24 protein-coding genes are annotated in these 26,141 nt (G+C 66.8%); 20 read left to right on the top strand and 4 right to left on the bottom strand.

Translation table 11 applies throughout. The features are described 5' to 3' along the window. Positions 1-176: 176 nt before the first annotated feature. Both ACI766_RS21855 and ACI766_RS21850 read right to left on the bottom strand, forming a co-directional pair. Entirely contained in the window at positions 177-443 is a 267-nt protein-coding gene (locus ACI766_RS21855) for a DUF2790 domain-containing protein (RefSeq protein WP_003085904.1), read from the bottom strand. Positions 444-711: 268 nt separating this feature from the next. Beyond that, the gene (locus ACI766_RS21850; protein ID WP_412828466.1) at positions 712-2,907 is read right to left on the bottom strand and encodes an FUSC family protein; all 2,196 of its coding nucleotides are present in this window, start codon (positions 2,905-2,907) and stop codon (positions 712-714) included. A gap of 219 nt (positions 2,908-3,126) precedes the next feature. Between ACI766_RS21850 and ACI766_RS21845 the strand changes: the two genes are divergently transcribed. Beyond that, positions 3,127-4,071, top strand: coding sequence for a LysR family transcriptional regulator (locus ACI766_RS21845; protein ID WP_003105984.1), 945 nt, complete (start codon positions 3,127-3,129; stop codon positions 4,069-4,071). Positions 4,072-4,204: 133 nt separating this feature from the next. Here ACI766_RS21845 and ACI766_RS21840 read toward each other — a convergent pair whose 3' ends face one another. Beyond that, a complete protein-coding gene (locus ACI766_RS21840; RefSeq protein WP_003085908.1) occupies positions 4,205-5,101 on the bottom strand; it encodes a LysR substrate-binding domain-containing protein in 897 nt (298 codons plus the stop codon). 116 nt (positions 5,102-5,217) lie between these two features. Between ACI766_RS21840 and ACI766_RS21835 the strand changes: the two genes are divergently transcribed. The 16 genes from ACI766_RS21835 to argR all read left to right on the top strand — a co-directional run bounded on the left by ACI766_RS21835 (position 5,218) and on the right by argR (position 22,120). Further along, positions 5,218-6,045 carry a MaoC family dehydratase N-terminal domain-containing protein gene (locus tag ACI766_RS21835; protein WP_003085910.1) on the top strand — a complete coding sequence of 276 codons (828 nt, stop codon included), beginning with the start codon at positions 5,218-5,220 and terminating at the stop codon, positions 6,043-6,045. A gap of 45 nt (positions 6,046-6,090) precedes the next feature. Beyond that, the gene (locus ACI766_RS21830) at positions 6,091-7,251 is read left to right on the top strand and encodes an acyl-CoA dehydrogenase family protein (protein ID WP_003085913.1); all 1,161 of its coding nucleotides are present in this window, start codon (positions 6,091-6,093) and stop codon (positions 7,249-7,251) included. A gap of 14 nt (positions 7,252-7,265) precedes the next feature. Next, complete coding sequence (locus tag ACI766_RS21825; protein WP_003085915.1) at positions 7,266-7,646, top strand: VOC family protein; 381 nt, start codon at positions 7,266-7,268, stop codon at positions 7,644-7,646. Positions 7,647-7,684: 38 nt separating this feature from the next. Then, positions 7,685-9,037 (top strand): MmgE/PrpD family protein, encoded by a 1,353-nt coding sequence (locus tag ACI766_RS21820; RefSeq protein ID WP_087823808.1) that lies wholly within the window; start codon positions 7,685-7,687, stop codon positions 9,035-9,037. Positions 9,038-9,092: 55 nt separating this feature from the next. Next, a complete protein-coding gene (locus tag ACI766_RS21815) occupies positions 9,093-10,295 on the top strand; it encodes a CaiB/BaiF CoA transferase family protein (protein ID WP_003110264.1) in 1,203 nt (400 codons plus the stop codon). A gap of 10 nt (positions 10,296-10,305) precedes the next feature. Next, a complete protein-coding gene (locus ACI766_RS21810) occupies positions 10,306-11,133 on the top strand; it encodes an HpcH/HpaI aldolase/citrate lyase family protein (RefSeq protein ID WP_003085920.1) in 828 nt (275 codons plus the stop codon). A gap of 113 nt (positions 11,134-11,246) precedes the next feature. Continuing rightward, the gene (locus ACI766_RS21805; RefSeq protein WP_003117123.1) at positions 11,247-12,242 is read left to right on the top strand and encodes a TRAP transporter substrate-binding protein; all 996 of its coding nucleotides are present in this window, start codon (positions 11,247-11,249) and stop codon (positions 12,240-12,242) included. A gap of 48 nt (positions 12,243-12,290) precedes the next feature. Beyond that, positions 12,291-12,929 carry a TRAP transporter small permease gene (locus ACI766_RS21800; protein WP_003114245.1) on the top strand — a complete coding sequence of 213 codons (639 nt, stop codon included), beginning with the start codon at positions 12,291-12,293 and terminating at the stop codon, positions 12,927-12,929. Beyond that, positions 12,926-14,209 (top strand): C4-dicarboxylate TRAP transporter large permease protein DctM, encoded by a 1,284-nt coding sequence (dctM, locus tag ACI766_RS21795; RefSeq protein ID WP_003085927.1) that lies wholly within the window; start codon positions 12,926-12,928, stop codon positions 14,207-14,209. Before ACI766_RS21800 ends, dctM begins: the two co-directional genes overlap by 4 nt. Before the next feature lie 181 nt (positions 14,210-14,390). Next, positions 14,391-16,346 (top strand): acetate--CoA ligase, encoded by a 1,956-nt coding sequence (acs, locus tag ACI766_RS21790; RefSeq protein ID WP_003110260.1) that lies wholly within the window; start codon positions 14,391-14,393, stop codon positions 16,344-16,346. A 540-nt stretch (positions 16,347-16,886) separates the two neighbouring features. Further along, positions 16,887-17,666 (top strand): ABC transporter substrate-binding protein, encoded by a 780-nt coding sequence (locus ACI766_RS21785; protein WP_003085932.1) that lies wholly within the window; start codon positions 16,887-16,889, stop codon positions 17,664-17,666. Positions 17,667-17,784: 118 nt separating this feature from the next. After that, entirely contained in the window at positions 17,785-18,474 is a 690-nt protein-coding gene (locus ACI766_RS21780) for an ABC transporter permease (protein WP_003085934.1), read from the top strand. 16 nt (positions 18,475-18,490) lie between these two features. Beyond that, positions 18,491-19,189 carry an ABC transporter permease gene (locus ACI766_RS21775; protein WP_087823810.1) on the top strand — a complete coding sequence of 233 codons (699 nt, stop codon included), beginning with the start codon at positions 18,491-18,493 and terminating at the stop codon, positions 19,187-19,189. 13 nt (positions 19,190-19,202) lie between these two features. Next, complete coding sequence (locus ACI766_RS21770; protein WP_003117121.1) at positions 19,203-20,315, top strand: M14 family metallopeptidase; 1,113 nt, start codon at positions 19,203-19,205, stop codon at positions 20,313-20,315. Between the two features lie 18 nt (positions 20,316-20,333). Continuing rightward, on the top strand, positions 20,334-21,098 hold the full coding sequence (gene aotP / locus ACI766_RS21765) for an arginine/ornithine transport ATP-binding protein AotP (protein ID WP_003085940.1): 765 nt from the start codon (positions 20,334-20,336) through the stop codon (positions 21,096-21,098). A 32-nt stretch (positions 21,099-21,130) separates the two neighbouring features. Further along, positions 21,131-22,120, top strand: coding sequence for a transcriptional regulator ArgR (gene argR / locus ACI766_RS21760; protein WP_003085944.1), 990 nt, complete (start codon positions 21,131-21,133; stop codon positions 22,118-22,120). Positions 22,121-22,140: 20 nt separating this feature from the next. Here the strand turns inward: argR and ACI766_RS21755 are convergent, their stop codons facing one another. Continuing rightward, positions 22,141-22,464, bottom strand: a complete 324-nt coding sequence (locus ACI766_RS21755; protein WP_003134266.1) for a hypothetical protein — start codon at positions 22,462-22,464, stop codon at positions 22,141-22,143. Between the two features lie 166 nt (positions 22,465-22,630). On the opposite strand from ACI766_RS21755, the gene aruC reads away from it, so the two are divergent. The 3 genes from aruC (at position 22,631) to astA (ending at position 26,100) form a co-directional block, all read left to right on the top strand. Then, positions 22,631-23,851 carry a bifunctional succinylornithine transaminase/acetylornithine aminotransferase gene (gene aruC / locus ACI766_RS21750; RefSeq protein WP_003112608.1) on the top strand — a complete coding sequence of 407 codons (1,221 nt, stop codon included), beginning with the start codon at positions 22,631-22,633 and terminating at the stop codon, positions 23,849-23,851. A gap of 198 nt (positions 23,852-24,049) precedes the next feature. After that, positions 24,050-25,066 carry an arginine/ornithine succinyltransferase subunit alpha gene (gene aruF / locus ACI766_RS21745; protein WP_003085950.1) on the top strand — a complete coding sequence of 339 codons (1,017 nt, stop codon included), beginning with the start codon at positions 24,050-24,052 and terminating at the stop codon, positions 25,064-25,066. Between the two features lie 11 nt (positions 25,067-25,077). Then, positions 25,078-26,100, top strand: a complete 1,023-nt coding sequence (astA, locus tag ACI766_RS21740; RefSeq protein ID WP_003112607.1) for an arginine N-succinyltransferase — start codon at positions 25,078-25,080, stop codon at positions 26,098-26,100. Positions 26,101-26,141: the final 41 nt, after the last annotated feature.

The following is a 26,141-nucleotide window of genomic DNA, read 5'->3' as shown; positions in this document are numbered from 1 at the left end:
GGGAAAGAAACGGTGGAGGCGTCGGCCCTTGTGAAAGGGCGGCAGCACGATGAGGCGTGGGGAAGACGGCCAGGATGTTCGCCGAGGGGCGGGATTGTCGCCGCCGAGTACACAATGATCGCGCCGGATGGGCGAGCTGCCCCTCGTGGCGCGATCCTTCGGAGGTCGAGCAGAGTTTAGCCGCCAGTGCAGCCGTTGCCCCAGACCTGATATTCGACGGTATGTTTCTGGCCGTTCGAATCTTCGTAGGTCATGCGTGCGGGAACGATGCCGCAGGCATTGGAAGTGTCGGTTGAAGATATAACGCGAGCCACATCCAGTTGCATGCCATAGGCATATTCTTCAACAGCGTTTTCCTGCTGGCTGGCAGGTTGATCCTGGGCGCCAGCCGCCATCACCAGCGGCGAGCAGGCGAACAGGGCCATCAGGGCGAAAGCCTTCATTACTATTTACCTGAGTAGTTTCTGAGTGGGTACGATCTGCCGTCGGAAGACAGGCGGACAGGTCACCGGGGCAACTCGATAAACAAGGCTGGGTAAGTAAGTCTGCAATCAAGTTGCGGAGTCGAAGTTCAACGGGAGTTAACTTCGGCTGTTGGGTTTATTGTAAGTTGGGATAGGCTGCGACATATAGACTCAGTCAAGACAAGAACCTTGTACGGATCGGTAACAATATCCCTGTGGCCTTCTGCGCCGCGGCTTTGCGACCGGCTCACGGGTTTCTTTCCTGGCCCAGGGGCGATTGCGGGTCGAGCAGGGCGCTGCGAATGAAGTGCAGGTAGCTGAGCACCCGTCGCAGCGGCGAGGTATCGAACTGCGGTGCGCGCGGCTCCGGCGCCGCCCGTACCGCCATGATCGCCTGGTTCACCGCGTGCAGGGCGCGCTGGCGGTTGCTCGGCCCGGGTTGCAGGAACAGCCGGATCAGCGCCCGGCCCATCAGGCGGATCGCCCGGCGCCAGGCGGTGCGTTCGGCGTAGCAGGGCTCCTGGGGCAGGCGTTGCTGTTCGAGGCGCAGCTCGATGATCGCCTGGCCGACCTCCAGCACCAGGAACATCCAGCTCAGCAACCGGCGTTGCACGTCCGGGCGGCCGGCGGAGAAGGTGTAGGCCTGGTTCAGCAGGTCGCGGGTGCCGCTTTCGAAACCGGAGACCAGGCCCTTGCTCTTGCCGCTGATGGCGAACACCACCCGCTCGCGCAGGTCGTGCTCCAGGCGCTTCCACATCCACGGCCGGTTCGGCGGCAGGATCACCATGGCGGCGACCGTGGCGAGGACCATCGACAAGAGTAGTGCCAGGTATTCGTTGAAGAAGGCCAGGGCGTCGTAGCGCGCCATGTTGGCCGGCAGCGAGGCGAAGCAGAACCACACCAGTAGGCCGACGCCGTAGCCGTTCCACTGCGGCCGCCAGAGCAGCAGGGCGCCGACCGCGAAGACCGGCAGCAGGCAGCAGAGCAGCATCGGGAAACCGTCCACGTGGGGTAGCAGGTAGAGCAGCACGAACAGCCCGGTGCAGGCCCCGGCGAGGGTCCCGAGGGTGAGTTGCAGCGACAACCGGCCGGGATTCGGCGAGGTCGAGGAGAGCGCCGAGATCAGTACCGCGGTGAGGGCGAAGGTGCCGCCGTGGGGCCAGGAGGTCTGGATCCAGAACGTGCCGAGCAGGCCGATCATCAGCGCGCTGCGCGCTCCGGCGACCAGCGCGGCGACCGGGTTGGCGCGGGCGACGAAGCTTTCCTTCCATTGCTCGCGGGCATGGTGGTGTTCGGCCAGGGAAGCGTGGGTCAGGGCGTAGTTGTGCAGGTCGTCGGTGAAACGGAAGGCCAGTTCGGCGGCGGTGTTGAAATCCAGCAGGTCGTTCTCGCCGGGGCGCTGCTCCACCAGGCGCTGGCGGGCCTGGCGGATGTTCTGCATCAGTTCCGGCTTGTAGGCCTCGATGCGTTCGGCCAGGCGCGCGGCGTCGGCGTCGGTGGGCGTCCGTTCGCGAATCGGCGCGAGCAGCCCGGCAAGCTCCGCCAGGCAGGGCGCCAGGACCTCCAGGACATTCTGCGCCCCGCGCCCGCGCAGGCGTTCGAGCAGGCGGTGGAGGCCGTGGAAGCGACTGGTCATGACCATGAATTCGTTGTTCAGGCGAATCAGCCGGCCGCTGCGCAGGCGCATGTGCGGATCTTCGAAAGTAGTGGCGCTGCGCAGGTTTTCCAGGCCCACGGACTGGGCGACGAAGCGCGCGCTGAGCTCGCCGAAGCGCTCGCCGTCGAGGCTGCCCTGCAGGCCTTCGGCGGCGAACCCGGCGAAGTCGCGGAAGCGCCCGTAGAGTGTGTTGCGCAGGGCGGCGCCGCTGGTCTGCGGCAGGAAGATGGCGCTGACGGTACCGGTGCAGAGGATGCCCAGGGATATTTCCAGGACCCGCCACAGCGCCGCCATGAAAGCGCCTTCCGGGTGCGCGGTGGCTGGAATCCCGATCATGGTCGCGGTGTAGCCGGCGAGTACGCAGGCGTAGCCGCGGAAATCGCGGTAGCGCGCGGCGCCGGCGGTGCACAGGCCGACCCAGAGCGCCAGGCAGGCGAGGAACAGCACGCGCTCCTGGGCGAACAGGGCGATCAGAGTGACCATCACGCTGAGGCCGATCAGGGTTCCGACGATGCGGTAGAAGCTCTTGGCCAGGACCTGCCCGCTCTGCGTCTGCATGACGATGAAGACCGTCACCAGCACCGTGCTCGGCTGCGGCAGTTCCAGGCGATAGGCTAGCCACAGGGCGAGGCTGGCGGTGAGCAGGGCCTTGAACACGAAGACCCAGGCGACGCCGTCGCTACGCGCCCATTCGAGCAGGGCGCGGCGCAATTCGTCGGGGCTGGGAAAGAACGCGAGGGGAGCCGGTGGAACCAGGGGGAGACCTTTCCGGGTGGCGCGGGGCACTGCTGCGAATCCTGAACGACGGCGAGGGGAGGCCGAAACGGCTGGGAATTCTAGGAGCGCCCGCGCTTGCGGATAAGAGCTCGGATAGGTGAAAAATTTTTGTCACAAAAGGCAATAATAGGTGGGTTGACTCGTGACAGAATCTGCGCCGCCTTGGGGTGTCCTCCGGGTTGCGTGGAAAAGAGACGCGCCATAAGCGTCAGAGCCTAGAGGGCCGTGATGGATATCCTGTTCAATATGCGCGCGTTCGTCAGCGTCGCGGAGACCGGCAGTTTCACTGCCGCCGCCCAGCGCCTGGACCTGACGACCGCCTATGTCTCCCGTGCGGTGGCCAAGCTGGAGGCCCACCTGCAGACCCGCCTGCTGCATCGCACCACCCGGCGCATCGCGCTGACCGAAGCCGGGCAGCGCTACCTGATGCGCGCCCAGCAGATACTCGCCTACATCGAGGAGGCCGAGGCCGAGGCGGGCGACGCCCATGCGCGGCCGTCGGGCACGCTGAAGGTCCACGCGATGACCGGCATCGGCCAGCACTACCTGATCAAGGCCATCTCGCAATATTGCGAGACCTACCCGGAGGTTGGCTTCGACCTGACCCTGGCCAACCGGATCACCGACATTCTCGACGAGGGCTACGACATTTCCGTGGTGATCGCCCCCGAGCTGCCGGACTCCGGTTTCGTCTCCAAGTGCATCGGCCAGACCTACAGCATCCTCTGCGCCTCGCCGGGCTACATTGCCGCGCACGGCTTCCCCAAGCTGCCGGCGGAGCTGTCCGCGCACCGTTGCCTGCGCCTGGTGAACTCGGTGATGTCGCTGGACCGCTGGCTGTTCGACGGTCCCGACGGCCAGGAACTGGCCTGTATCAACCAGACGCATTTCCAGGTCAACACCGCCGACGCCATGACCGAGGCGGTGGTCTCCGGCATGGGTATCGGCGCGCTGCCGGTGTACGCGGCGGTCAACGGCCTGAAGGACGGCAGCCTGGTGCGGGTGTTGCCGCGCTATAGCCTGTTCCATCTCAACGTCTACGCCCTCTACCCCTCGCGGCAGTACCTGGATGCGAAGATCCGCACCTGGGTCGAGTTCCTCCGCGAGCACATGCCGGCGATGCTCGCCGCGGACGAGCACAGCCTGGCGGAGAGCGGTGGGTTGGCGAACTGAGCGGGAGTGGTGGGCGGCGCCCTTCGCGACGATCGCACCCCGGCTTGTCGGGAGTCGTAGGGCGGATAACCGCCTGGCGGTTGTCCGCCGATTCTCCGGAGCCCCGCGGACAACGCCAGGGGCGTTATCCGCCCTACAGGCTGTCTCCCACCCTCTGCAACTCCTCGATCAACGCCCGCAGGCAACTCGGCAGTGCTTCCAGGTCGCGTACCAGCAGGCTGCGCTCGCGGATCGCCCAGGGCTCGTCGAGTTCGATGGTCGCCAGCTTCATCGTCCGGCTGTGGCGGCGCGCGGCGGACTGCGGGATCACGCCGATGCCGACGCCGCCCTCGATCATCCGGCAGATCGCCTCGAAGCTGGAGACCTGGATGCGCAGCGATAGCTGCTCGCCCATCTGCTCCACCCGTTCGTACAGGAAGGCGTGCAGGGTGGTGCCCTCGGGCAGGCCGATATGCTGGAACTGCAGGGTGTCGCGCAGGCGTACCCTGGCCTGTCCGGCCAGCGGATGGCCCTGGGGCACCGCCATCACCAGGCGGTCGGTGCTGAAATGCAGGACCTGCAGGCCACTGGCCGCCACCGGCCCGGCGATGATGCCGAGGTCGGTGGAGCCGTCCAGCACGCCGCGGACAATGTCGCGGCTGAGGCGTTCCTGCAGGTCGACGGTGACCCCGGGACGAGCGGCGAGGAAGCCGGCGAGGATTTCCGGAAGGAATTCGGTGACCGCGGTGGTATTGGCGAAGATGCGGATATGCCCGGCGGCGTCGCTGCCGTACTCGGTGAACTCGCTCTTCAGGTATTCCACCTGGCGCATGATCAGCCGCGCGTGCTGTAGCAGGCGCTGGCCCGCCGGGGTCAGTTCGACGCCGCGGCTGTCGCGATACAGCAGGCGGCTGCCAAGCTGGCCTTCGAGCGCCTTGACCCGCGCGCTGGCGGCGGCCGGGGAAAGGAAGGCGCGGCGCGCGCCCTGGGTCAGGCTGGGCGACTCGGCGATATGGATGAACAGGCGCAGGTCGGCGAGATCGAAATGCATGGGCACTCCATGGCGTTCGGCAAATCCGAACGCGCCATTGCGTAATTGCAAATTCTCAAAACGCTAGCATCCTATCATTCTCCTCCCATCACCCCCTAGGTCATGGGAAGCCACGCATGAGTGAGTCCGCTTTCGCCCCCTGGATCGGTCGCCAGGAAGAAACCCACGATCAATTGAGCCGCAACCTGGTCAAGCGCATCGCCGCCACCTTCGGCGAGCCGACCCCGGCCCACGGCGAAGCGCTGCCGCCGCTCTGGCACTGGGCGTTCTTCCAGGACCCGGTGGAGGCCGCCGGCCTCGGCGTCGACGGCCACCCGGCGCGCGGCGGTTTCCTGCCGCCGGCGGACGATCGCAACCGCATGTGGGCCGGCGGGCGCCTGGAGTTCCACCAGCCGCTGCGGGTCGGCGGCGAGGCCAGCCGCACCTCGACCATCCTCCGGGTCGAGGAGAAGCACGGTCGCAGCGGCGCGCTGCTGTTCGTCACCCTGCGCCACGACTACCGCCAGGACGGCCAACTGGCGCTGAGCGAAGAGCACGACATCGTCTACCGCGAACCGACCCCGCCCAAGCTCGGCGGTACCGAGGCCTTGCCCGAGGGCGACTGGCGCGAGGCGCTGGAGCCCGATCCGGTGTTGCTGTTCCGCTACTCGGCGGTGACTTTCAACGGCCACCGCATTCACTACGACTGGCCCTATGTCACCGATGCCGAAGGCTATCCGGGCCTGGTGGTGCACGGTCCGCTGATCGCCACCCTGGCCCTGCGCGCGTTCTGCCGGGCCAATCCGCAGGCGCGCCTGCGTCGCTTCGCCTATCGCGGCCTGCGCCCGCTGATCTGTCCCGAACCGTTCGAGGTCGGCGGCCGCCTGCTCGCTGCCGGCAAGGCCGAGGTATGGGTCGGCAATGGCGCCGGCCTGGCCCAGCGCGGCGACGTGGAATTCGACTGAAAGGGCCCCAGCGCCCATCCAACGACAAGAATCGAGGAGTCACCGATGAATCCGAACAGCGAAGAGCTGAACGCGATCCGCGAGGGCGTACGTGCCCTCTGCGCCGAATTCGACGCCGCCTACTGGCGCCGCATCGATGAGCAGCGCGGTTTTCCCGAGGCCTTCGTCAAGGCCCTGACCGACGCCGGCTGGCTCTCGGCGATGATCCCGGAGGAGTACGGCGGTTCCGGTCTGGGCCTGGCCGAGGCCTCGGTGATCCTGGAGGAAGTCAACCGCTGCGGCGGCAACTCCGGCACCGTGCACGGGCAGATGTACAACATGTTCACGTTGCTGCGTAACGGCAGCGAGGCGCAGAAGCGCTTCTACCTGCCGAAGCTGGCCAGCGGCGAGCTGCGCCTGCAATCGATGGGGGTGACCGAGCCGACCACCGGCACCGATACCACCAAGATCAAGACCACAGCCGTGCGCAAGGGCGACCGCTATGTGATCAACGGGCAGAAGGTGTGGATCTCGCGGATCCAGCACTCCGACCTGATGATCCTGCTGGCGCGCACCACGCCGCTGGCCGAGGTGAAGCGCAAGTCCGAAGGCATGTCGATCTTCCTCGTCGACCTGCGCGAGGCCATCGGCAAGGGCCTGACCGTGCAGCCGATCGCCAACATGGTCAACCACGAGACCAACGAGCTGTTCTTCGACAACCTGGAGATCCCCGCCGATAGCCTGATCGGCGAGGAAGGCAAGGGCTTCCGCTACATCCTCGACGGCCTCAATGCCGAGCGCACCCTGATCGCCGCCGAATGCATCGGCGACGGCCGCTGGTTCATCGACAAGGCCAGCCACTATGCCCGCGACCGCGTGGTCTTCGGCCGGCCGATAGGGCAGAACCAGGGCGTGCAGTTCCCCATCGCCGAGGCGCACATCGAAGTGGAGGCCGCCGACCTGATGCGCTGGCGCGCCTGCCAGGAGTACGACGCCGGGCTCAACGCCGGGGCCAGCGCGAACATGGCCAAGTACCTGGCGGCGAAAGCTTCCTGGGAGGCGGCCAACGCCTGCCTGCAGACCCACGGCGGCTTCGGCTTCGCCTGCGAGTACGACGTCGAGCGCAAGTTCCGCGAGACCCGCCTGTACCAGGTGGCGCCGATCTCCACCAACCTGATCCTGTCCTACGTGGCCGAGCACCTGCTCGAACTGCCGCGCTCGTTCTGAAGCGGGAGCCACCCATGCAGATCGACCGTCTCGACCACCTGGTGCTCACCGTCCGCGATATCGACGCCAGCATCGATTTCTACACCCGCGTGCTGGGCATGCGCGCCGTTACCTTCGGCGCGGGTCGCAAGGCCCTCGCCTTCGGTGCGCAGAAGATCAACCTGCACCAGGCCGGGGGCGAATTCGAACCCAAGGCCGAGCGACCTACGCCAGGGTCCGCCGACCTCTGTTTCATCGTCGCCACGCCACTCGAGGCGGTGGCCGAGCAACTGCGCCAGCAGGCCGTGGAAATCCTCGAGGGCCCGGTGCAGCGCACCGGCGCCGGCGGGCCGATCCTCTCGCTGTACCTGCGCGACCCCGACCTGAACCTGATCGAACTGAGCAACCCGCTGTAGGCCGCGTGCCTCGGGACAACTACAAGAGAGCGTTGGTCATGACCGACTACACCCAGCAACTCGCCGGCTTTCTCGCCGGCCTGCGCTACCAGGACCTGCCGCCGGCGGTGCTGGCGCGGATGGAAGAATTGTTCCTCGACTGGCTCGGCTCGGCGCTGGCCGGCAAGGGCCAGCATCCGATCCCATTGTTCGAGCGCTACGCCGAACGCATGGGCCCGGCCGACGGTAGCGCGCAGATCCTGCCCAGCCGGCGGCGCAGCTCGCCGTATTTCGCCGCCCTGGTGAACGGCGCGGCTTCCCACGTGGTGGAGCAGGACGACCTGCACAACAGCTCGGTGCTGCACCCCGCGGCGGTGGTCTTCCCTGCTGCCCTGGCCGCGGCCCAGGACCTCGGCCGCAGCGGCGCCGAGCTGATCCTCGCGGCGGTGGCCGGCTACGAGGCCGGCATCCGCATCGGCGAATTCCTCGGCCGTTCCCACTACCGGGTGTTCCATACCACTGCCACGGTCGGCACCCTCGCCGCGGCAGTGGCGGTGGGCAAGCTGATGGACTTCGACCGCGAGCGCTTCGTCGACCTGCTCGGCAGCGCCGGAACCCAGGCCGCCGGGCTCTGGGAGTTCCTCCGCGACGCCGCCGATTCCAAGCAGTTGCATACCGCCAAGGCCGCCGCCGACGGGCTGCTCGCCGCCTATCTCACCGCCGACGGCCTGAGCGGCGCGCGACACATCCTCGAAGGCGAGCAGGGGATGGCCGCCGGGATGTCCAGCGACGCCGACCCCGAGCGCCTGGTGGATCGCCTCGGCAGCCGCTGGGCGTTGCTGGAAACCTCGTTCAAGTTCCACGCCTCGTGCCGCCATACCCATCCCGCGGCCGACGCGCTGCTGGCGCTGATGCAGCGCGAAGGGCTCGATCACTCGCAGATCACCGCGGTCACTGCGCGGGTCCACCAGGGCGCCATCGACGTGCTCGGCCGGGTGGTCGAGCCGCAGACCGTGCACCAGGCGAAGTTCTCCATGGGCACCGTGCTGGGCCTGATCGCCGTGTACGGCAAGGCCGGCCTCGGCGAGTTCCATCGGCATGCGCTGAGCGACCCACGGGTCGCTGCGTTCCGCGAGCGGGTCGAGATGCGCCTGGACCCGGAGGTCGACGCCGCCTATCCGCAGCGCTGGCTCGGGCGGGTCGAAGTGCTCGATCGCCAGGGGCGGCGCCATACCGCCGCCATCGACGAACCCAAGGGCGATCCCGGCAATACCCTCAGCCGCGACGAACTGGCCGATAAGTTCCGCCGCCTGCTGGCGTTCTCCGGCGCGGCCACCGACGCCGAGGCGGAAATCCTCATCCAGCGCGCCTGGGGCCTGCGTCAGGCGCCTTCCGTAACGCCCCTGATCTGATCAACCGAACCAGCCGCACCTCGTCTTCGACGGACGAGGGCAGGGAGTCCGACCCATGACGCAATCCCACCAGCCGCGCCCGCTCGACGGCATCACCGTGGTCAGCCTGGAGCACGCCATCGCCGCGCCCTTTTGCACCCGCCAACTGGCCGATCTCGGCGCGCGGGTGATCAAGATCGAACGCCCCGGCGTCGGCGATTTCGCCCGCGGTTACGACGAGCGGGTCAACGGCCTGTCGTCGCACTTCGTCTGGACCAATCGTTCCAAGCAGAGCCTCAGCCTCGATCTCAAGCAGGCCGAGGCGCTGCCGTTGCTGGAGAAGCTGCTGGCCGGCGCCGACGTGCTGGTGCAGAACCTCGCGCCGGGCGCCGCCGCGCGCCTGGGCCTGTCCTACGAGGCGTTGCGCGAGCGCTTCCCGCGACTGATCGTCTGCGATATCTCCGGCTACGGCGAAGGCGGTCCCTACGAGAAGAAGAAGGCCTACGACCTGCTGATCCAGAGCGAGGGCGGCTTCCTTTCGGTGACCGGCGGCGCCGGGCCGAACGAGATGGCCAAGGCCGGCTGTTCGATCGCCGATATCGCCGCCGGCATGTACGCCTACAGCAGCATCCTTTCGGCCCTGCTGCTGCGCGAGCGCACCGGCGAGGGCAGCCGCATCGACGTGTCGATGCTGGAGAGCCTGGTGGAGTGGATGGGCTACCCGATGTACTACGCCTACCAGGACGCGCCGCCGCCGCCGCGCGCCGGCGCTTCGCACTCGACCATCTACCCCTATGGGCCATTCCCCGCCGGCGACGGCGGCACGGTGATGCTCGGCCTGCAGAACGAGCGCGAGTGGCGGGCCTTCTGCGACAAGGTCCTGCGCCGCCCGGAACTGGCCGACGACGAACGCTTCTCGGCGAACTTCAAGCGCTCTGCCAACCGCGAGGAGCTGCGTGCGCTGATCGTCGAAGCCTTCGCCGCCTTGCCGGCCGCCGAGGTGGTGGCGCGCCTGGAACAGGCGCAGATCGCCAACGCCCACGTCAACGACATGGCCGGGGTCTGGGCGCACCCGCAGTTACAGGCGCGGCAACGCTGGACCTCCATCGACAGCCCGGCCGGGCGCCTGCCGGCGTTGTTGCCGCCGGCCAGCAGCAGCGCCTTCGTTCCGCGCATGGATGCGGTGCCGGCGCTGGGCGGCGACAGCGACGCACTGCTTGCCGAACTGGGCTGTACCGCGGCCGATATCCAGCGCCTGCGCGCGACCGGAACGGTATGAGGAGACGGACATGAACCGACAGATCGTGCGCAGCGCGCTGTTCGTCCCGGCGACCCGCCCGGAGCGGATCCCCAAGGCCCTTGCCAGCGGCGCCGACCGGGTCATCGTCGACCTCGAGGATGCGGTGGAGGAGGGGCTGAAGGTCGAGGCGCGGGCCAATCTCCGGCGTTTCCTCGTCGATACGCCGGAAGCCCGGGTGCTGGTGCGGATCAACGCGGCGGAGCATCCCGGGCATGCCGACGACCTGGCGCTGTGCCGCGACCACGCCGGAGTGATCGGCCTGCTCCTGCCGAAAGTGGAGAGCGCCGCCCAGGTGCGCCACGCCGCCGTGGCCAGCGGCAAGCCGGTCTGGCCCATCGTCGAGAGTGCCCGCGGCCTTGCCGCGCTGGGCGAGATCGCCGCCGCCGCGGGGGTCGAGCGGCTGTCCTTCGGCAGCCTCGACCTGGCCTTGGACCTCGATCTCAACAGCGGCAGCAACGCAGCCGAACAGATTCTCGGTCACGCCCGTTACGCACTGCTCCTGCAAACGCGCCTGGCAGGCCTGGCGCCGCCGCTGGACGGCGTCTATCCGGCGATCCAGAACCGTGCCGGACTGGTCGAGGCAGTGCGCTTCGCTCGCGACATGGGCTTCGGCGGGTTGCTGTGCATCCATCCGAGCCAGGTCGAGCCGATCCACCAGACATTGATGCCGAGTCCCGCGGAACTGGAGTGGGCGCGTCGGGTGGCAGAGGCCGGCGCCTCCGGTGCCGGCGTCTTCGTGGTCGACGGCGAGATGGTCGACGCGCCGGTGCTGGGGCGCGCGCGACGCCTGCTGGAGCGGGCCGGGGAGGGTGGCTGAACGCGTTCGACAGACGCGAACGCGGGCTTGAGCAATGGCGAATTCTCCGAACGCGCCGGCTGCGTCAGGCTCGTCGATACCTCGAAAGCACAACAACAATCTGAGGTCACGAAATGTTCAAGACGATGGTACGGGCGCTGTTGTGCGCCCTGGCGATCGGTGGCTCCTGCCTGGCGAATGCCGCGCAGCCGATCGTCATCAAGTTCTCCCACGTGGTCGCGGAAAACACGCCCAAAGGCCAGGGCGCGCTGCTGTTCAAGAAACTCGTCGAACAGCGCCTGGGCGGCCGGGTCGAGGTAGACGTCTATCCCAACTCGTCGCTGTTCGGCGACGGCAAGGAAATGGAGGCGCTGCTGCTGGGCGACGTGCAGATGCTGGCGCCGTCCCTGGCCAAGTTCGAGCAGTACACGCGCAAGGTGCAGATCTTCGACCTGCCGTTCCTCTTCGACGACATCCAGGCGGTCGACCGCTTCCAGCGCAGCCCGCAGGGGCGCGCCTTGCTGACCAGCATGCAGGGCAAGGGCATCCTCGGCCTGGCCTACTGGCACAACGGGATGAAGCAGCTCTCCGCCAATCGCCCGTTGCTGGAGCCGGAAGACGCGCGCGGGCTGAAATTCCGCGTGCAGGCGTCCGACGTGCTCAACGAGCAGTTCCGCCAGCTCCGCGCGATCTCCCGGAAGATGTCCTTCGCCGAGGTCTACCAGGGCTTGCAGACCGGCGTGGTGAATGGCACCGAGAACACCTGGTCGAACTACGAGAGCCAGAAGGTCAACGAGGTACAGAAGTATTTCACCGAGTCCAACCACGGCCTGGTGGACTACATGGTGATCACCAACGCGAAGTTCTGGAATGGCCTTCCGGCGGACATCCGCGAAGAACTGCAGCGGATCATGGACGAGGTCACCGTGCAGGTGAACCTCGAGGCCGAGCGCCTCAACCGCGACGCCCGCCAGCGCATCCTCGCCAGTGGCGCCAGCGAGATCCATACCCTGAGCCCGCGGCAGCGCGCCGACTGGCGCCAGGCGATGCAGCCGGTATGGCAGAAATTCCGCGGCAATGTCGGTGCCGATCTGCTCCAGGCCGCCGAAGCTTCCAACCGTCCCGATTGACCCGTCCGGCCCCGCCCGGCCGGGCGGGGCATTGTGGAGAACGCTGCGATGAATCGACTCGTGCGCGTCTGGAACCGCTTCGAGGAGGGCGCTATCGCCTTCCTGCTGGCGGCGATGACGCTGGTGACCTTCCTCTATGTGGTGATGACCAACGTCTTCACCCTGTTCTACGACCTCGGCGACCGCCTGCCGACACTGCGGGCTCCGCTGTACTCAATGGGCGACGCGATCCTCGGGGTAGCCCAGGATATGTCCTGGAGCAACGCGCTGACCAAGGCGCTGTTCGGCTGGCTGATCTTCCTCGGCATCGCCTACGGCGTACGCACCGCCGGCCACCTCGGGGTGGATGCCCTGGTGCGCCTGGCGCCGCGTCCCTTGCAGCGCCTGATCGGGATACTCGCCTGCCTCTGCTGCCTGGGCTACGCCGGGCTGTTCATGGTCGCCAGCTACGACTGGGTGAAGACCCTGTTCGTCGCCGGCATCGGCGCCGAGGACCTCGACCACTTCGGCATCCTCCAGGCCTACATCGCGGTGGTGGTGCCGGTCGGCTTCGGCCTGGTGCTGCTGCGCTACCTGGAAATCCTCGTCAACCTGTTGCGCGGTCGCCAGCTCGGGCTGGGCCTCGCCGACGAGGCCGCCGAGGCCTCCAAACTGGCCGGCGAAGAGGCCGGGGAGAACCGTCCATGACCGTGCTGATCCTGTTCCTGCTGCTGTTCCTGTTCATGTTCATCGGCGTGCCCATCGCCATCTCCCTGGGGCTGTCCGGCGCCCTGACGATCCTGCTGTTCAGCCCGGATTCGGTGCGCTCGCTGGCGATCAAGCTGTTCGAGACCTCCGAGGCCTACACCCTGCTGGCGATCCCGTTCTTCCTGCTCTCCGGCGCGTTCATGACCACCGGTGGCGTGGCGCGGCGCCTGATCGACTTCGCCAATGCCTGCGTCGGGCATATCCGCGGCGGCCTGGCGATCGCTGCGGTGCTTGCCTGCATGCTGTTCGCCGCGCTGTCCGGTTCGTCGCCGGCGACAGTGGCGGCGGTCGGCTCGATCGCTGTGGCCGGCATGGTCCGCTCCGGCTATCCGCGCGCCTTCGGCGCGGGGATCATCTGCAATGCCGGGACCCTGGGCATCCTCATCCCGCCATCGATCGTGATGGTGGTCTACGCCGCCGCCACCGAGACCTCGGTGGGCAAGCTGTTCGTCGCCGGGGTGGTTCCGGGGCTGCTGCTCGGGGTGATCCTGATGGTGGTGATCTACATCGTCGCGCGGGTCAAGAAGCTGCCGGCGCAGCCGCGCGCCAGCTTCCGCGAGTGGCTGGCCGCCGCACGCCGTGCAGGCTGGGGCCTGTTGTTGCTGGTGATCATCCTCGGCGGCATCTATTCCGGGCTGTTCACCCCCACCGAGGCGGCGGCGGTGGCGGCGGTGTATTCGGCCTTCGTCGCGCTGTTCGTGTACAAGGACATGCGCCTGCGCGACTGTCCCAAGGTGCTGCTGGAGTCGGGGCGGCTGAGCATCATGCTGATGTTCATCATCGCCAATGCCATGCTCTTCGCCCACGTGTTGACCACCGAGCAGATCCCCCAGCAGATCACCGAATGGGTGGTGCAGGAAGGCCTGACCCCGATCGGCTTCCTGCTGATGGTCAACGTGGTGCTGCTGGTCGCCGGCAGCTTCATGGAGCCCTCGGCGATCGTGCTGATCCTGGCGCCGATCTTCTTCCCCATCGCCATGAAGCTGGGCATCGACCCGATCCACCTGGGCATCGTCATGGTGGTGAACATGGAGATCGGCCTGGTACACCCGCCGGTCGGCCTCAACCTGTTCGTCACTTCGGCGGTCACCGGCATGCCGCTGGGGGCGACCATCCGCGCGGCGCTGCCGTGGCTGATGATCCTGCTGCTGTTCCTGATCCTGGTGACCTACGTGCCGTTGATCTCGCTGTGGCTGCCGGGCCTGCTGGGCATGAGCTGAGGTCGCGGCGGCGGGGCGCGGGACGCGCTCCGCCGCTGGCGCAAGGCTACGATCGGCGCGGCTTATAGCTACTATCGGCGCTGTCGCGCAGTGGTAAGACCATGGTCGTATGGTTCGTGGGGTGTGCGCTCGCTACAACTGGGCACAACAAAAACAACACTCACGTACCGAGGTTAAAGCCATGTCTGCGGCATCCCTGTACCCCGTGCACCCGGAAGCGGTGGCACGGACCTTCACCGACGAAGCCACCTACAAGACGATGTACCAGCAGTCCGTCGTCAACCCCGACGGCTTCTGGCGCGAGCAGGCCCAGCGGATCGACTGGATCAAGCCGTTCGAGAAGGTCAAGCAGACCTCCTTCGACGACCATCACGTGGACATCAAGTGGTTCGCCGACGGCACCCTCAACGTGTCGCACAACTGCCTCGACCGTCACCTCGCCGAACGCGGCGACCAGGTGGCGATCATCTGGGAAGGCGACGATCCCGCCGACCACCAGGAAATCACCTACCGCCAGCTCCACGAGCAGGTCTGCAAGTTCGCCAACGCCCTGCGCGGGCAGGACGTGCACCGCGGCGACGTAGTGACCATCTACATGCCGATGATCCCCGAGGCCGTGGTCGCCATGCTCGCCTGCACCCGCATCGGCGCGATCCACTCGGTGGTCTTCGGCGGCTTCTCCCCCGAGGCCCTGGCAGGACGCATCATCGATTGCAAGTCGAAGGTGGTGATCACCGCCGACGAAGGCGTGCGCGGTGGCAAGCGCACTCCGCTGAAGGCCAATGTCGACGACGCCCTGACCAACCCGGAAACCTCCAGCGTGCAGAAGATCATCGTCTGCAAGCGTACCGGTGCGGAGATCAAGTGGAACCAGCACCGCGACGTCTGGTACGACGACCTGATGAAGGTTGCCGGCAGCACTTGCGCACCCAAGGAAATGGGCGCCGAGGACCCGCTGTTCATCCTCTACACCTCCGGCTCCACCGGCAAGCCGAAGGGCGTGCTGCATACCACCGGCGGCTACCTGGTGTACGCCTCGCTGACCCACGAGCGGGTCTTCGACTACCGTCCGGGCGAAGTCTACTGGTGCACCGCCGACATCGGCTGGGTCACCGGCCACACCTACATCGTCTATGGCCCGCTGGCCAACGGCGCCACCACCATTCTGTTCGAGGGCGTGCCGAACTACCCCGACGTGACCCGCGTGGCGAAAATCATCGACAAGCACAAGGTCAACATCCTCTACACCGCGCCGACCGCGATCCGCGCGATGATGGCCGAAGGCAAGGCGGCGGTGGCCGGTGCCGACGGTTCCAGCCTGCGTCTGCTCGGTTCGGTGGGCGAGCCGATCAACCCGGAAGCCTGGCAGTGGTACTACGAGACCGTCGGCCAGTCGCGCTGCCCGATCGTCGACACCTGGTGGCAGACCGAGACCGGCGCCTGCCTGATGACCCCGCTGCCGGGCGCCCACGCGATGAAGCCGGGCTCTGCAGCCAAGCCGTTCTTCGGCGTGGTACCGGCACTGGTGGACAACCTCGGCAACCTGATCGAGGGCGCCGCCGAGGGCAACCTGGTGATCCTCGACTCCTGGCCGGGCCAGGCGCGGACCCTGTTCGGCGACCATGACCGCTTCGTCGACACCTACTTCAAGACCTTCAAGGGCATGTACTTCACCGGCGACGGCGCGCGCCGCGACGAGGACGGCTACTACTGGATCACCGGGCGGGTCGACGACGTGCTCAACGTCTCCGGCCACCGCATGGGCACCGCCGAGGTGGAAAGCGCGATGGTCGCCCACCCGAAGGTCGCCGAGGCGGCGGTGGTCGGCATGCAGCACGACATCAAGGGGCAGGGCATCTATGTCTACGTCACCCTCAACTCCGGGGTCGAGCCGAGCGAGGCGCTGCGCCAGGAGCTGAAGCAATGGGTTCGCCGCGAGATCGGTCCGATCGCCACGCCGGATGTGATCCAGTGGGCGCCGGGACTGCCGAAGACCCGTTCGGGCAAGATCATGCGGCGCATCCTGCGCAAGATCGCCGCGGCCGAGTACGACACCCTCGGCGACATCTCCACCCTTGCCGACCCGGGCGTGGTCCAGCACCTGATCGAGACCCATCGCTCGATGCAGGCCGCCTGACTTCCGCCTGATCCGAAACGACCCCGCGCGGTGCGAGCCGCGCGGGGTCTTTCATTTGGCGCGGGCCGAGGAGGAGGGCGTTTCGAATGGGCTCGCGCCGGGAATGGGGCGGCGGTAACACTTCGGTGATGCGCGCCTGCGCATAATTGGGGCGAGAGGAAACGCCACGCACAGCCAAGGTGCGACACGGGGTAGCAGTCGAGGCGAGTCGTAGCGGCCAAGCCATTGAAGGAGAAGGAATTGGCAATTTATGGCTTGAGATTTGCTTTACTCATTGATTAAACTTCGCGCTTTCCGGGCACAAATGTCGCTGCCTGTCAATATCGCCGAACGCCCTCTTCGGTGCTTTTATAATTAGTTGTCGCATTGAAGAAATAACCACTTTCGGCCTGTCGCTAGAATGCCGCTCACCCCAGCTGGCGCCCTGTCCACGAGAAGGCGCCATGCGCAAGAGCCGGTGATCACGCATATCCGTCGGCAGCCTGGGCAAGGTTCTATTTCTCCTGCCAATCGATGCCATCCCCTTCGAAGGAGTTCCAGATGAAGAAGCTCGCACTTCTCGGCGCCCTGGCGCTGTCCGTGCTCTCCCTGCCCACTTTCGCCGCCGACAAGCCGGTGCGCATCGGCATCGAGGCGGCCTACCCGCCGTTCTCGCTGAAGACCCCGGACGGCCAGTTGGCAGGCTTCGACGTGGATATCGGCAATGCCCTCTGCGAAGAGATGAAGGTGCAGTGCAAGTGGGTCGAGCAGGAGTTCGACGGCCTGATCCCGGCACTCAAGGTGCGCAAGATCGATGCGATCCTCTCGTCGATGACCATCACCGACGAGCGCAAGCGTTCGGTGGACTTCACCAACAAGTACTACAACACCCCGGCGCGCTTCGTGATGAAGGAAGGCGCCAGCCTCAACGATCCCAAGGCCGACCTGAAGGGCAAGAAGGCCGGCGTGCTGCGTGGCAGTACCGCCGACCGCTACGCCTCCGCCGAACTGACCCCGGCCGGCGTCGAAGTGGTGCGCTACAACTCCCAGCAGGAAGCCAACATGGACCTGGTGGCCGGTCGCCTCGACGCGGTGGTCGCCGATTCGGTGAACCTCGAAGATGGCTTCCTCAAGACCGATGCCGGCAAGGGCTACGCCTTCGTCGGTCCGCAACTGACCGATGCCAAGTACTTCGGCGAAGGCGTCGGCATCGCCGTGCGCAAGGGCGATAGCGAGCTGGCCGGCAAGTTCAACGCGGCCATCGACGCGCTGCGCGCCAACGGCAAGTACAAGCAGATCCAGGACAAGTACTTCAGCTTCGACGTCTACGGTTCGAACTGACGCTATCCGTCAGAGGTGGCACAAACGTCCGCGACGCCTCGCGCTGTTTGTGCCACTTTTTTATTGACTGGACGCCACTGCTTTAGCGCTGCATTAGCTGCATAGAGGTACCGTTTTGATGATCACTGGCTACGGTGCGACCATCGTCGATGGCGCCTGGCTGACTCTCCAGCTGGCCCTGCTTTCCATGCTCCTGGCCATCGTCCTCGGCCTGCTGGGCGCGGCCTTCCGCCTGTCGCCGGTGCGCTGGCTGGCCTGGTGCGGCGACCTGTACGCCACGGTAGTGCGCGGCATCCCCGACCTGGTGCTGATCCTGCTGATCTTCTACGGCGGCCAGGGCCTGCTGAACTGGGTCGCCCCGCAACTCGGCTACGACGACTACATCGACCTGAATCCCTTCGTGTCCGGCGTCGGCACCCTCGGCTTCATCTTCGGCGCCTATCTCTCGGAGACCTTCCGCGGCGCCTTCATGGCGATTCCCAAGGGGCAGGGCGAGGCCGGCTACGCCTACGGCATGAGCCACCGCCAGGTGTTCTTCCGCATCCAGGTGCCGCAGATGATCCGCCTGGCGATCCCCGGCTTCACCAACAACTGGCTGGTGCTGGTCAAGGCCACCGCGCTGATTTCCGTGGTCGGCCTGCAGGACATGATGTTCAAGGCCAAGCAGGCCTCCGATGCGACCCGCGAGCCGTTCACCTACTACCTCGCCGTGGCCGGCCTGTACCTGCTGGTGACCAGCGTGTCGCTGCTGTTGCTGCGCCTGCTCGAACGCCGCTATTCGGTCGGCGTGAAAACCGCGGAACTGTGAGTCAAGGGGCCCTATCGTGATCTTCGATTTCTCCGTCATCTGGGACAGCCTTCCGCTCTATTTCGACGGCCTGCTGGTCACCCTCAAGCTGCTCTCGATCTCCCTGCTGATCGGCCTGCTGCTGGCGGTGCCGCTGGCGCTGATGCGGGTCTCCAAGCAGCCGCTGGTGAACTTCCCGGCCTGGCTCTACACCTACGTGATCCGCGGCACGCCGATGCTGGTCCAGCTGTTCCTGATCTACTACGGCCTGGCGCAGTTCGACGCGGTGCGCGAGAGCGCGCTGTGGCCCTGGTTGTCGAACGCCTCCTTCTGCGCCTGCCTGGCGTTCGCCATCAACACCAGCGCCTATACCGCCGAGATCCTCGCCGGTAGCCTGAAGGCCACGCCCCATGGCGAGATCGAGGCGGCCAGGGCGATGGGCATGTCGCGCCTGAAGATGTACCGCCGCATCCTCCTGCCGTCGGCACTGCGGCGCGCCCTGCCGCAGTACAGCAACGAAGTGATCATGATGCTGCAGACCACCAGCCTGGCGTCCATCGTCACCCTGGTGGACATCACCGGCGCCGCGCGGACCGTCTACTCGCAGTACTACCTGCCGTTCGAGGCGTTCATCACCGCCGGCCTGTTCTACCTGTGCCTGACCTTCATCCTGGTGCGCCTGTTCAAGCTTGCCGAGCGCCGCTGGCTGGCCTACCTGGCGCCGCGCAAATCCTGATCCGGAGGACCGCATGGAGCGTATCGACCACCTGCTGCCGTGGAGCACCCTGGGAAGCGAGAAGCGCCTGAGCGTGTTCCGCTTCGGCTGCGGCGCGCGCAAGGTCTACATCCAGTCCAGCCTGCACGCCGACGAGCTGCCGGGCATGCGCACCGCCTGGGAGCTGAAGCAGCGGTTGCGCCTGCTGGAGGCGGAAGGCCGCCTGCGCGGCACCGTCGAGCTGGTGCCGGTGGCCAATCCGGTCGGTCTCGGGCAGATGATCCAGGCGCTGCACCAGGGGCGCTTCGAAATGAGCAGCGGGCGCAACTTCAATCGCGATTTCCCCGACCTGCTGGACGCGGTGATCGACAGCGTCGGCGAGCGTCTCGGCAGCGATCCGGCGGCCAATGTCGCGCTGGTCCGCCAGGCCCTGCGCGCGGCGCTGGACGCCCTGCCGCCGGCGACCTCGGAACTGGAGGGCATGCAGCGCGTGCTCTATCGCCACGCCTGCGACGCCGACCTGGTGCTCGACCTGCATTGCGACTTCGAGGCCGCCATCCATCTCTATACCCTGCCGCAACAATGGCCCACCTTCGCCTCCCTGGCCGCACGCCTGGGCGCCGCTGTCGGGCTGCTCGCCGAGGAGTCCGGCGGCGGTTCCTTCGACGAGGCCTGCTCGGTGCCGTGGCTGCGCCTGTCGCGCCTGTATCCGCGCGCCGAGCTGCCGCTGGCCTGCCTGGCGACCACCGTCGAACTCGGCGGCCAGGCCGACACCACCGTGCAGCAGGCCGAGGCCAACGCCGCGGCGATCCTGGCCTTCCTCGCCGAGCAGGGCTTCGTCGAGGGCGAATGGCCGGCGGCGCCCGAAGCCTGCTGCGAAGGCTTGCCCTTCGAGGGCACCGAATACGTCCACGCCCCGCATACCGGCGTGGTGAGTTTCCTGCGCCGGCCGGGCGAATGGGTGGAGGCGGGCGAACCGCTGTTCCAGGTCATCGATCCCCTGGCCGACCGTGCCAGCACCGTGTGCGCCGGGGTTTCCGGCGTGCTTTTCGCCATCGAACGGATGCGCTACGCGCAGCCGGGACTCTGGCTGGCCAAGGTGGCCGGTCGTCAACCGATCCGTCAGGGACGCTTGCTCAGCGACTGATTAGCCGAGAACACACACATGTACAAACTGGAAGTCCAAGACCTGCACAAGCGCTACGGTAGCCACGAGGTGCTCAAGGGCGTCTCGCTGGCGGCGAAAGCGGGCGACGTGATCAGCATCATCGGCTCGAGCGGTTCCGGCAAGAGCACCTTTCTGCGCTGCATAAACCTGCTGGAACAGCCGCACGCCGGCAAGATCCTGCTCAACGGCGAGGAGCTGAAGCTGGTGCCTGGCCGCGACGGCGCGCTGAAGGCCGCCGACTCCCGCCAGTTGCAGCGCATGCGCTCGCGCTTGTCGATGGTGTTCCAGCATTTCAACCTGTGGTCGCACATGAGTGCCCTGGAGAACGTCATCGAGGCGCCCGTGCATGTGCTCGGCGTGTCGAAGAAGGAAGCCATCGAGAAGGCCGAGCACTACCTGGCCAAGGTCGGCGTGGCGCACCGCAAGGACGCCTACCCGGCGCACATGAGCGGCGGCGAGCAGCAGCGCGTGGCGATCGCCCGGGCGCTGGCGGTGGAGCCGGAAGTGATGCTGTTCGACGAGCCGACCTCGGCGCTCGACCCCGAACTGGTGGGCGAAGTGCTGAAGGTCATGCAGGACCTGGCCCAGGAAGGCCGCACCATGGTGGTGGTGACCCACGAGATGGGTTTCGCCCGCGAGGTGTCGAACCAGTTGGTGTTCCTGCACAAGGGCCTGGTCGAGGAACACGGCTGCCCGAAGGAAGTCCTCGCCAACCCGCAGTCGGACCGCCTCAAGCAGTTCCTCTCCGGCAGCCTCAAGTAACATTCATCGCAGAGGCCGGCTAAGCTGCTCCCATGACTGCCCAACCCCAACGCATCGGTTTCCTCCTCTGGCCCGCCACCCGCGCGCTGACGCTATCGCTTGCCGAGGAAGCCCTGCGGGCGGCCCGGCGGTTGCACCCCGAGGCGCTCTACGAGCCGCTGTTCCTGCTCGCCGAAGCGCCGGCCGAAGAGGAGGGCTGGCGCCTGCCGGGAACGGCCTGGAACGGCAGGCTGGAGCAATGCTCGCGGCTGTTCCTGGTCGCCGACGAGGCGCCGGCGGCGGTGTCGCCAGCGCTGGGCCTGGCGCTCAAGCAACTGGCGCGTTCGGGAGCGGCGATCGGCGCGCTGTCCGCCGGCATTTACCCGCTGGCCCAGCTCGGCCTGCTCGACGGCTATCGCGCCGCGGTGCACTGGCGTTGGCACGATGACTTCACCGAGCGCTTCCCCAAGGTCATCGCCACCAATCACCTGTTCGAGTGGGATCGCGACCGCATGACCGCCTGCGGCGGCATGGCGGTACTCGACCTGCTGCTGGCGCTGCTGTCCCGCGACCATGGCGCTGAACTGGCCGGCGCGGTCTCGGAAGAGCTGGTGGTGGAGCGCATTCGCGAAGGCAACGAGCGCCAGCGCATCCCGCTGAAGAATCGCCTCGGCTCCAGCCATCCGAAGCTGACCCAGGCGGTACTGCTGATGGAAGCCAATATCGAGGAGCCACTGACCACCGACGAAATCGCCCAGCATGTGTGTGTTTCGCGGCGCCAGTTGGAACGGATCTTCAAGCAATACCTGAACCGCGTACCCAGCCAGTACTACTTGGAGCTGCGCCTGAACCGCGCGCGGCAGATGCTGATGCAGACCAGCAAGTCGATCATCCAGATCGGCCTGTCCTGCGGTTTCTCTTCCGGGCCGCATTTCTCCAGCGCCTACCGCAACTTCTTCGGCGTCACTCCGCGCGAGGACCGCAACCAGCGGCGCGGCGGCAGCGCCTTCGAGACGACCTTCACTCCCGTCGAACGCGGCTGATCGCCAACGGCGCGGCGGTTTCAGCCGGGCTTTGCGACGCCCCGGGAGGCGGATCGCCTCGGGAAGTCGCCGAGTTCGCGACGGGCCGTCGGAATGATCGCCTCCAGCAGTTCCAGCGGAACGTCGCTGGCGAACAGGTTGACCACGAAACGCCGGCCGGCGTCGTCGCGAAATACCTCGAACAGCGGCTGTTCGCCGCGCCAGCACTCCAGGCCGAGGCCGTCGCGCGGATTGACGTCGGAGGCGAAGACGAGACGGTAGTCGATTCCCTCGATGGGCATGGCTTGTTTCCCTGCTGTTCCCGCCCGCGGGGCGGCGTAGAAGAAGTATGCACCCGAGTGCATCGCGCGTTTACACTGCGCCTTCCCGATGCTTTCTGTCGCATTTCCGAAAGCCGCGGAAATTCCCGGGTTGGCGCTATAACAAGTTGTCGCATGGCGGCAATGCCGGCCCGGTCCCAATCCCTACAATCCTTTCATCGATAGCCGCCTTCAGGCAGGAGAAACACCGATGTCCGCTCCCCATGCGCAGGTAGAACGTGCCGATTTCGACCGGTATATGGTCCCCAACTACGCCCCCGCCGCCTTCATTCCGGTGCGAGGCGAGGGATCGCGCGTCTGGGACCAGAGCGGCCGCGAACTGATCGATTTCGCCGGCGGCATCGCCGTGACCTCCCTGGGCCACGCGCATCCGGCGCTGGTCAAGGCGCTCACCGAGCAGGCCCAGCGCATCTGGCACGTTTCCAACGTCTTCACTAACGAGCCGGCCCTGCGCCTGGCGCGCAAGCTGGTGGACGCCACCTTCGCCGAGCGGGTGTTCCTCGCCAATTCCGGCGCCGAAGCCAACGAGGCGGCCTTCAAGCTGGCTCGCCGCTACGCCAACGATGTCTACGGCCCGCAGAAGTACGAGATCATCGCCGCCAGCAACAGCTTCCACGGGCGCACCCTGTTCACCGTCAACGTCGGCGGCCAGCCGAAGTATTCCGATGGCTTCGGGCCCAAGTTCGAGGGTATCACCCACGTTCCCTACAACGACCTGGAAGCGCTGAAGGCGGCGATCTCCGACAAGACCTGCGCCGTGGTGCTGGAACCGATCCAGGGCGAGGGCGGCGTGCTGCCGGCGCAGCAGGCCTACCTGGAAGGGGCGCGCAAGCTGTGCGACGAGCACAACGCGCTGCTGGTCTTCGACGAGGTCCAGAGCGGCATGGGCCGGGTCGGCGAGCTGTTCGCCTACATGCACTACGGCGTGGTCCCGGACATCCTCTCCAGCGCCAAGAGCCTGGGCGGCGGCTTCCCTATCGGTGCGATGCTGACCACCGGCGAGATCGCCAAGCACCTGTCGGTCGGCACCCACGGCACCACCTACGGCGGCAACCCGCTGGCGTCGGCGGTGGCCGAGGCGGCGCTGGACGTGATCAATACCCCGGAAGTGCTGGATGGCGTGAAGGCCAAGCATGAGCGCTTCAAGTCCCGCCTGCAGAAGATCGGCCAGGAGTACGGCATCTTCGACGAGATCCGCGGCATGGGCCTGCTGATCGGTGCGGCGCTGACCGACGAGTGGAAGGGCAAGGCCAGGGATGTGCTCAACGCCGCCGAGAAAGAGGCGGTCATGGTGCTTCAGGCCAGCCCGGACGTGGTGCGCTTCGCGCCGAGCCTGGTGATCGACGACGCCGAGATCGACGAAGGCCTGGAGCGCTTCGAGCGCGCCGTGGCCAAGCTGGTCCGCGGCTGAGCGAACCCACGGGGCCCCGGCGCAGGCCGGGGCACCCGATGCGACATCCCGGAGCGGCCCGCGCCGGAGCCGGGAACCGTGCCGCCGTGCGTGGCGCGGGATCTTCCCTGCTGGACGTTCGAAACCGTGGCACAGGAAGGTGCCGCGGTCCCGCGCATGGATGCGGCAATCATCGTTGTCTGAGAAAGGAGTGACGCCATGTTGGTGATGCGCCCCGCCCAAGCGGCCGACCTGCCACAGGTGCAGCGTCTGGCGGCGGACAGCCCGGTAGGCGTCACGTCCTTGCCGGATGACGCCGAACGCCTGCGCGACAAGATCCTCGCTTCCGAGGCCTCGTTCGCCGCGGAGGTGAGCTACAACGGCGAGGAAAGCTATTTCTTCGTCCTCGAGGACAGCGCCAGCGGCGAGCTGGTCGGCTGCTCGGCGATCGTCGCCTCGGCCGGGTTCTCGGAACCGTTCTACAGCTTCCGCAACGAAACCTTCGTGCACGCCTCGCGCTCGCTGTCGATCCACAACAAGATCCATGTCCTCTCGCTGTGCCACGACCTTACCGGCAACAGCCTGCTGACCAGTTTCTACGTACAGCGCGACCTGGTGCAGAGCGTCTACGCCGAACTCAACTCGCGCGGTCGCCTGCTGTTCATGGCCAGCCATCCGGAGCGCTTCGCCGACGCGGTGGTGGTGGAGATCGTCGGCTACAGCGACGAGCAGGGCGAATCGCCGTTCTGGAACGCGGTCGGGCGCAACTTCTTCGACCTGAACTACATCGAGGCGGAAAAGCTCTCCGGGCTGAAGAGCCGCACCTTCCTCGCCGAACTGATGCCGCACTATCCGATCTATGTGCCACTGTTGCCGGATGCCGCCCAGGAGTCCATGGGCCAGGTCCACCCGCGAGCGCAGATCACCTTCGATATCCTGATGCGCGAAGGCTTCGAGACCGACAACTACATCGACATCTTCGATGGCGGCCCGACCCTGCACGCGCGTACCTCGGGGATTCGCTCGATCGCCCAGAGCCGGGTGGTTCCGGTGAAGATCGGCGAGGCGCCGAAGAGCGGGCGTCCATACCTGGTCACCAACGGCCAGTTGCAGGACTTCCGCGCGGTCGTGCTGGACCTGGACTGGGCGCCCGGCAAGCCGGTGGCCCTGAGTGTTGAAGCCGCCGAGGCCCTGGGCGTCGGCGAAGGCGCCAGCGTGCGCCTGGTAGCGGTCTGAAGGAGCCAGTCATGATCGTACGTCCTGTTACCAGCGCCGACCTGCCGGCCCTGATCGAGCTGGCGCGCAGCACCGGCACCGGCCTGACCACCCTGCCGGCCAACGAGCAGCGCCTGCAGCATCGCGTCAGCTGGGCCGAGAAGGCCTTCCGCGGCGAGGCCGAACGCGGCGACGCCGACTACCTGTTCGTCCTCGAGGACGACGCCGGCAAGGTCGTCGGCATCTCCGCCATCGCCGGAGCGGTGGGGCTTCGCGAACCCTGGTACAACTACCGGGTCGGCCTCACCGTGAGCGCCTCGCAGGAACTCAACATCCATCGCGAGATCCCCACGCTGTTCCTGGCCAACGACCTGACCGGCAATTCCGAGCTGTGCTCGCTGTTCCTCCACGCCGACCACCGCAGCGGCCTCAACGGCAAGCTGCTGTCGCGCGCGCGCTTCCTGTTCATCGCCGAATTCCGCCACCTGTTCGGCGACAAGCTGATCGCCGAGATGCGCGGCATGTCCGACGAGGAGGGGCGTTCGCCATTCTGGGAAAGCCTCGGCCGGCACTTCTTCAAGATGGAATTCTCCCAGGCCGACTACCTCACCGGGGTCGGCAACAAGGCCTTCATCGCCGAGCTGATGCCGAAGTTCCCGCTCTATACCTGCTTCCTCTCCGAGGAGGCGCGCGGGGTGATCGGCCGCGTCCATCCGAACACCGAGCCGGCGCTGGCCATGCTCAAGGCCGAGGGCTTCAGCTACCAGGGCTACGTCGACATCTTCGACGCCGGCCCGGCGATCGAGGCCGAGACCGACAAGATCCGCGCCATCGCCGAGAGCCAGAACCTGGTGCTGGCGGTGGGCACTCCCGGCGACGACGCCGAGCCCTACCTGATCCACAACCGCAAGCGCGAAGACTGTCGCATCACCGCCGCGCCGGCGCGGGCCGCCGCCGGCACCCTGGTGGTCGATCCGCTGACTGCCAAGCGCCTGCGCCTGTCGGCCGGCGCCTCGGTACGCGCGGTGCCGCTGTCGGCGCAGAAGCGCGGTTGAAAGCCTGATGGAGGCGTCCCGGCGAGGGCGCCCGAGGAGTC

The organism is Pseudomonas sp. DL, assembly GCF_047199225.1.
In the GTDB taxonomy this organism is placed as follows: Bacteria; Pseudomonadota; Gammaproteobacteria; order Pseudomonadales; family Pseudomonadaceae; genus Pseudomonas; species Pseudomonas aeruginosa.
The sequence above is the reverse complement of the archived record's forward strand: the minus strand, read 5'-3'. Positions and strand labels throughout refer to the sequence as shown.

Coding starts and splice junctions, on each gene's coding strand:
- ACI766_RS21855 (WP_003085904.1), bottom strand. CDS start 443: ATGAAGGCTTTCGCCCTGATGGCCCTGTTCGCCTGCTCGCCGCTGGTG.
- ACI766_RS21845 (WP_003105984.1), top strand. CDS start 3,127: ATGGATATCCTGTTCAATATGCGCGCGTTCGTCAGCGTCGCGGAGACC.
- ACI766_RS21840 (WP_003085908.1), bottom strand. CDS start 5,101: ATGCATTTCGATCTCGCCGACCTGCGCCTGTTCATCCATATCGCCGAG.
- ACI766_RS21835 (WP_003085910.1), top strand. CDS start 5,218: ATGAGTGAGTCCGCTTTCGCCCCCTGGATCGGTCGCCAGGAAGAAACC.
- ACI766_RS21830 (WP_003085913.1), top strand. CDS start 6,091: ATGAATCCGAACAGCGAAGAGCTGAACGCGATCCGCGAGGGCGTACGT.
- ACI766_RS21825 (WP_003085915.1), top strand. CDS start 7,266: ATGCAGATCGACCGTCTCGACCACCTGGTGCTCACCGTCCGCGATATC.
- ACI766_RS21820 (WP_087823808.1), top strand. CDS start 7,685: ATGACCGACTACACCCAGCAACTCGCCGGCTTTCTCGCCGGCCTGCGC.
- ACI766_RS21815 (WP_003110264.1), top strand. CDS start 9,093: ATGACGCAATCCCACCAGCCGCGCCCGCTCGACGGCATCACCGTGGTC.
- ACI766_RS21810 (WP_003085920.1), top strand. CDS start 10,306: ATGAACCGACAGATCGTGCGCAGCGCGCTGTTCGTCCCGGCGACCCGC.
- ACI766_RS21805 (WP_003117123.1), top strand. CDS start 11,247: ATGTTCAAGACGATGGTACGGGCGCTGTTGTGCGCCCTGGCGATCGGT.
- ACI766_RS21800 (WP_003114245.1), top strand. CDS start 12,291: ATGAATCGACTCGTGCGCGTCTGGAACCGCTTCGAGGAGGGCGCTATC.
- dctM (WP_003085927.1), top strand. CDS start 12,926: ATGACCGTGCTGATCCTGTTCCTGCTGCTGTTCCTGTTCATGTTCATC.
- acs (WP_003110260.1), top strand. CDS start 14,391: ATGTCTGCGGCATCCCTGTACCCCGTGCACCCGGAAGCGGTGGCACGG.
- ACI766_RS21785 (WP_003085932.1), top strand. CDS start 16,887: ATGAAGAAGCTCGCACTTCTCGGCGCCCTGGCGCTGTCCGTGCTCTCC.
- ACI766_RS21780 (WP_003085934.1), top strand. CDS start 17,785: ATGATCACTGGCTACGGTGCGACCATCGTCGATGGCGCCTGGCTGACT.
- ACI766_RS21770 (WP_003117121.1), top strand. CDS start 19,203: ATGGAGCGTATCGACCACCTGCTGCCGTGGAGCACCCTGGGAAGCGAG.
- aotP (WP_003085940.1), top strand. CDS start 20,334: ATGTACAAACTGGAAGTCCAAGACCTGCACAAGCGCTACGGTAGCCAC.
- argR (WP_003085944.1), top strand. CDS start 21,131: ATGACTGCCCAACCCCAACGCATCGGTTTCCTCCTCTGGCCCGCCACC.
- ACI766_RS21755 (WP_003134266.1), bottom strand. CDS start 22,464: ATGCACTCGGGTGCATACTTCTTCTACGCCGCCCCGCGGGCGGGAACA.
- aruC (WP_003112608.1), top strand. CDS start 22,631: ATGTCCGCTCCCCATGCGCAGGTAGAACGTGCCGATTTCGACCGGTAT.
- aruF (WP_003085950.1), top strand. CDS start 24,050: ATGTTGGTGATGCGCCCCGCCCAAGCGGCCGACCTGCCACAGGTGCAG.
- astA (WP_003112607.1), top strand. CDS start 25,078: ATGATCGTACGTCCTGTTACCAGCGCCGACCTGCCGGCCCTGATCGAG.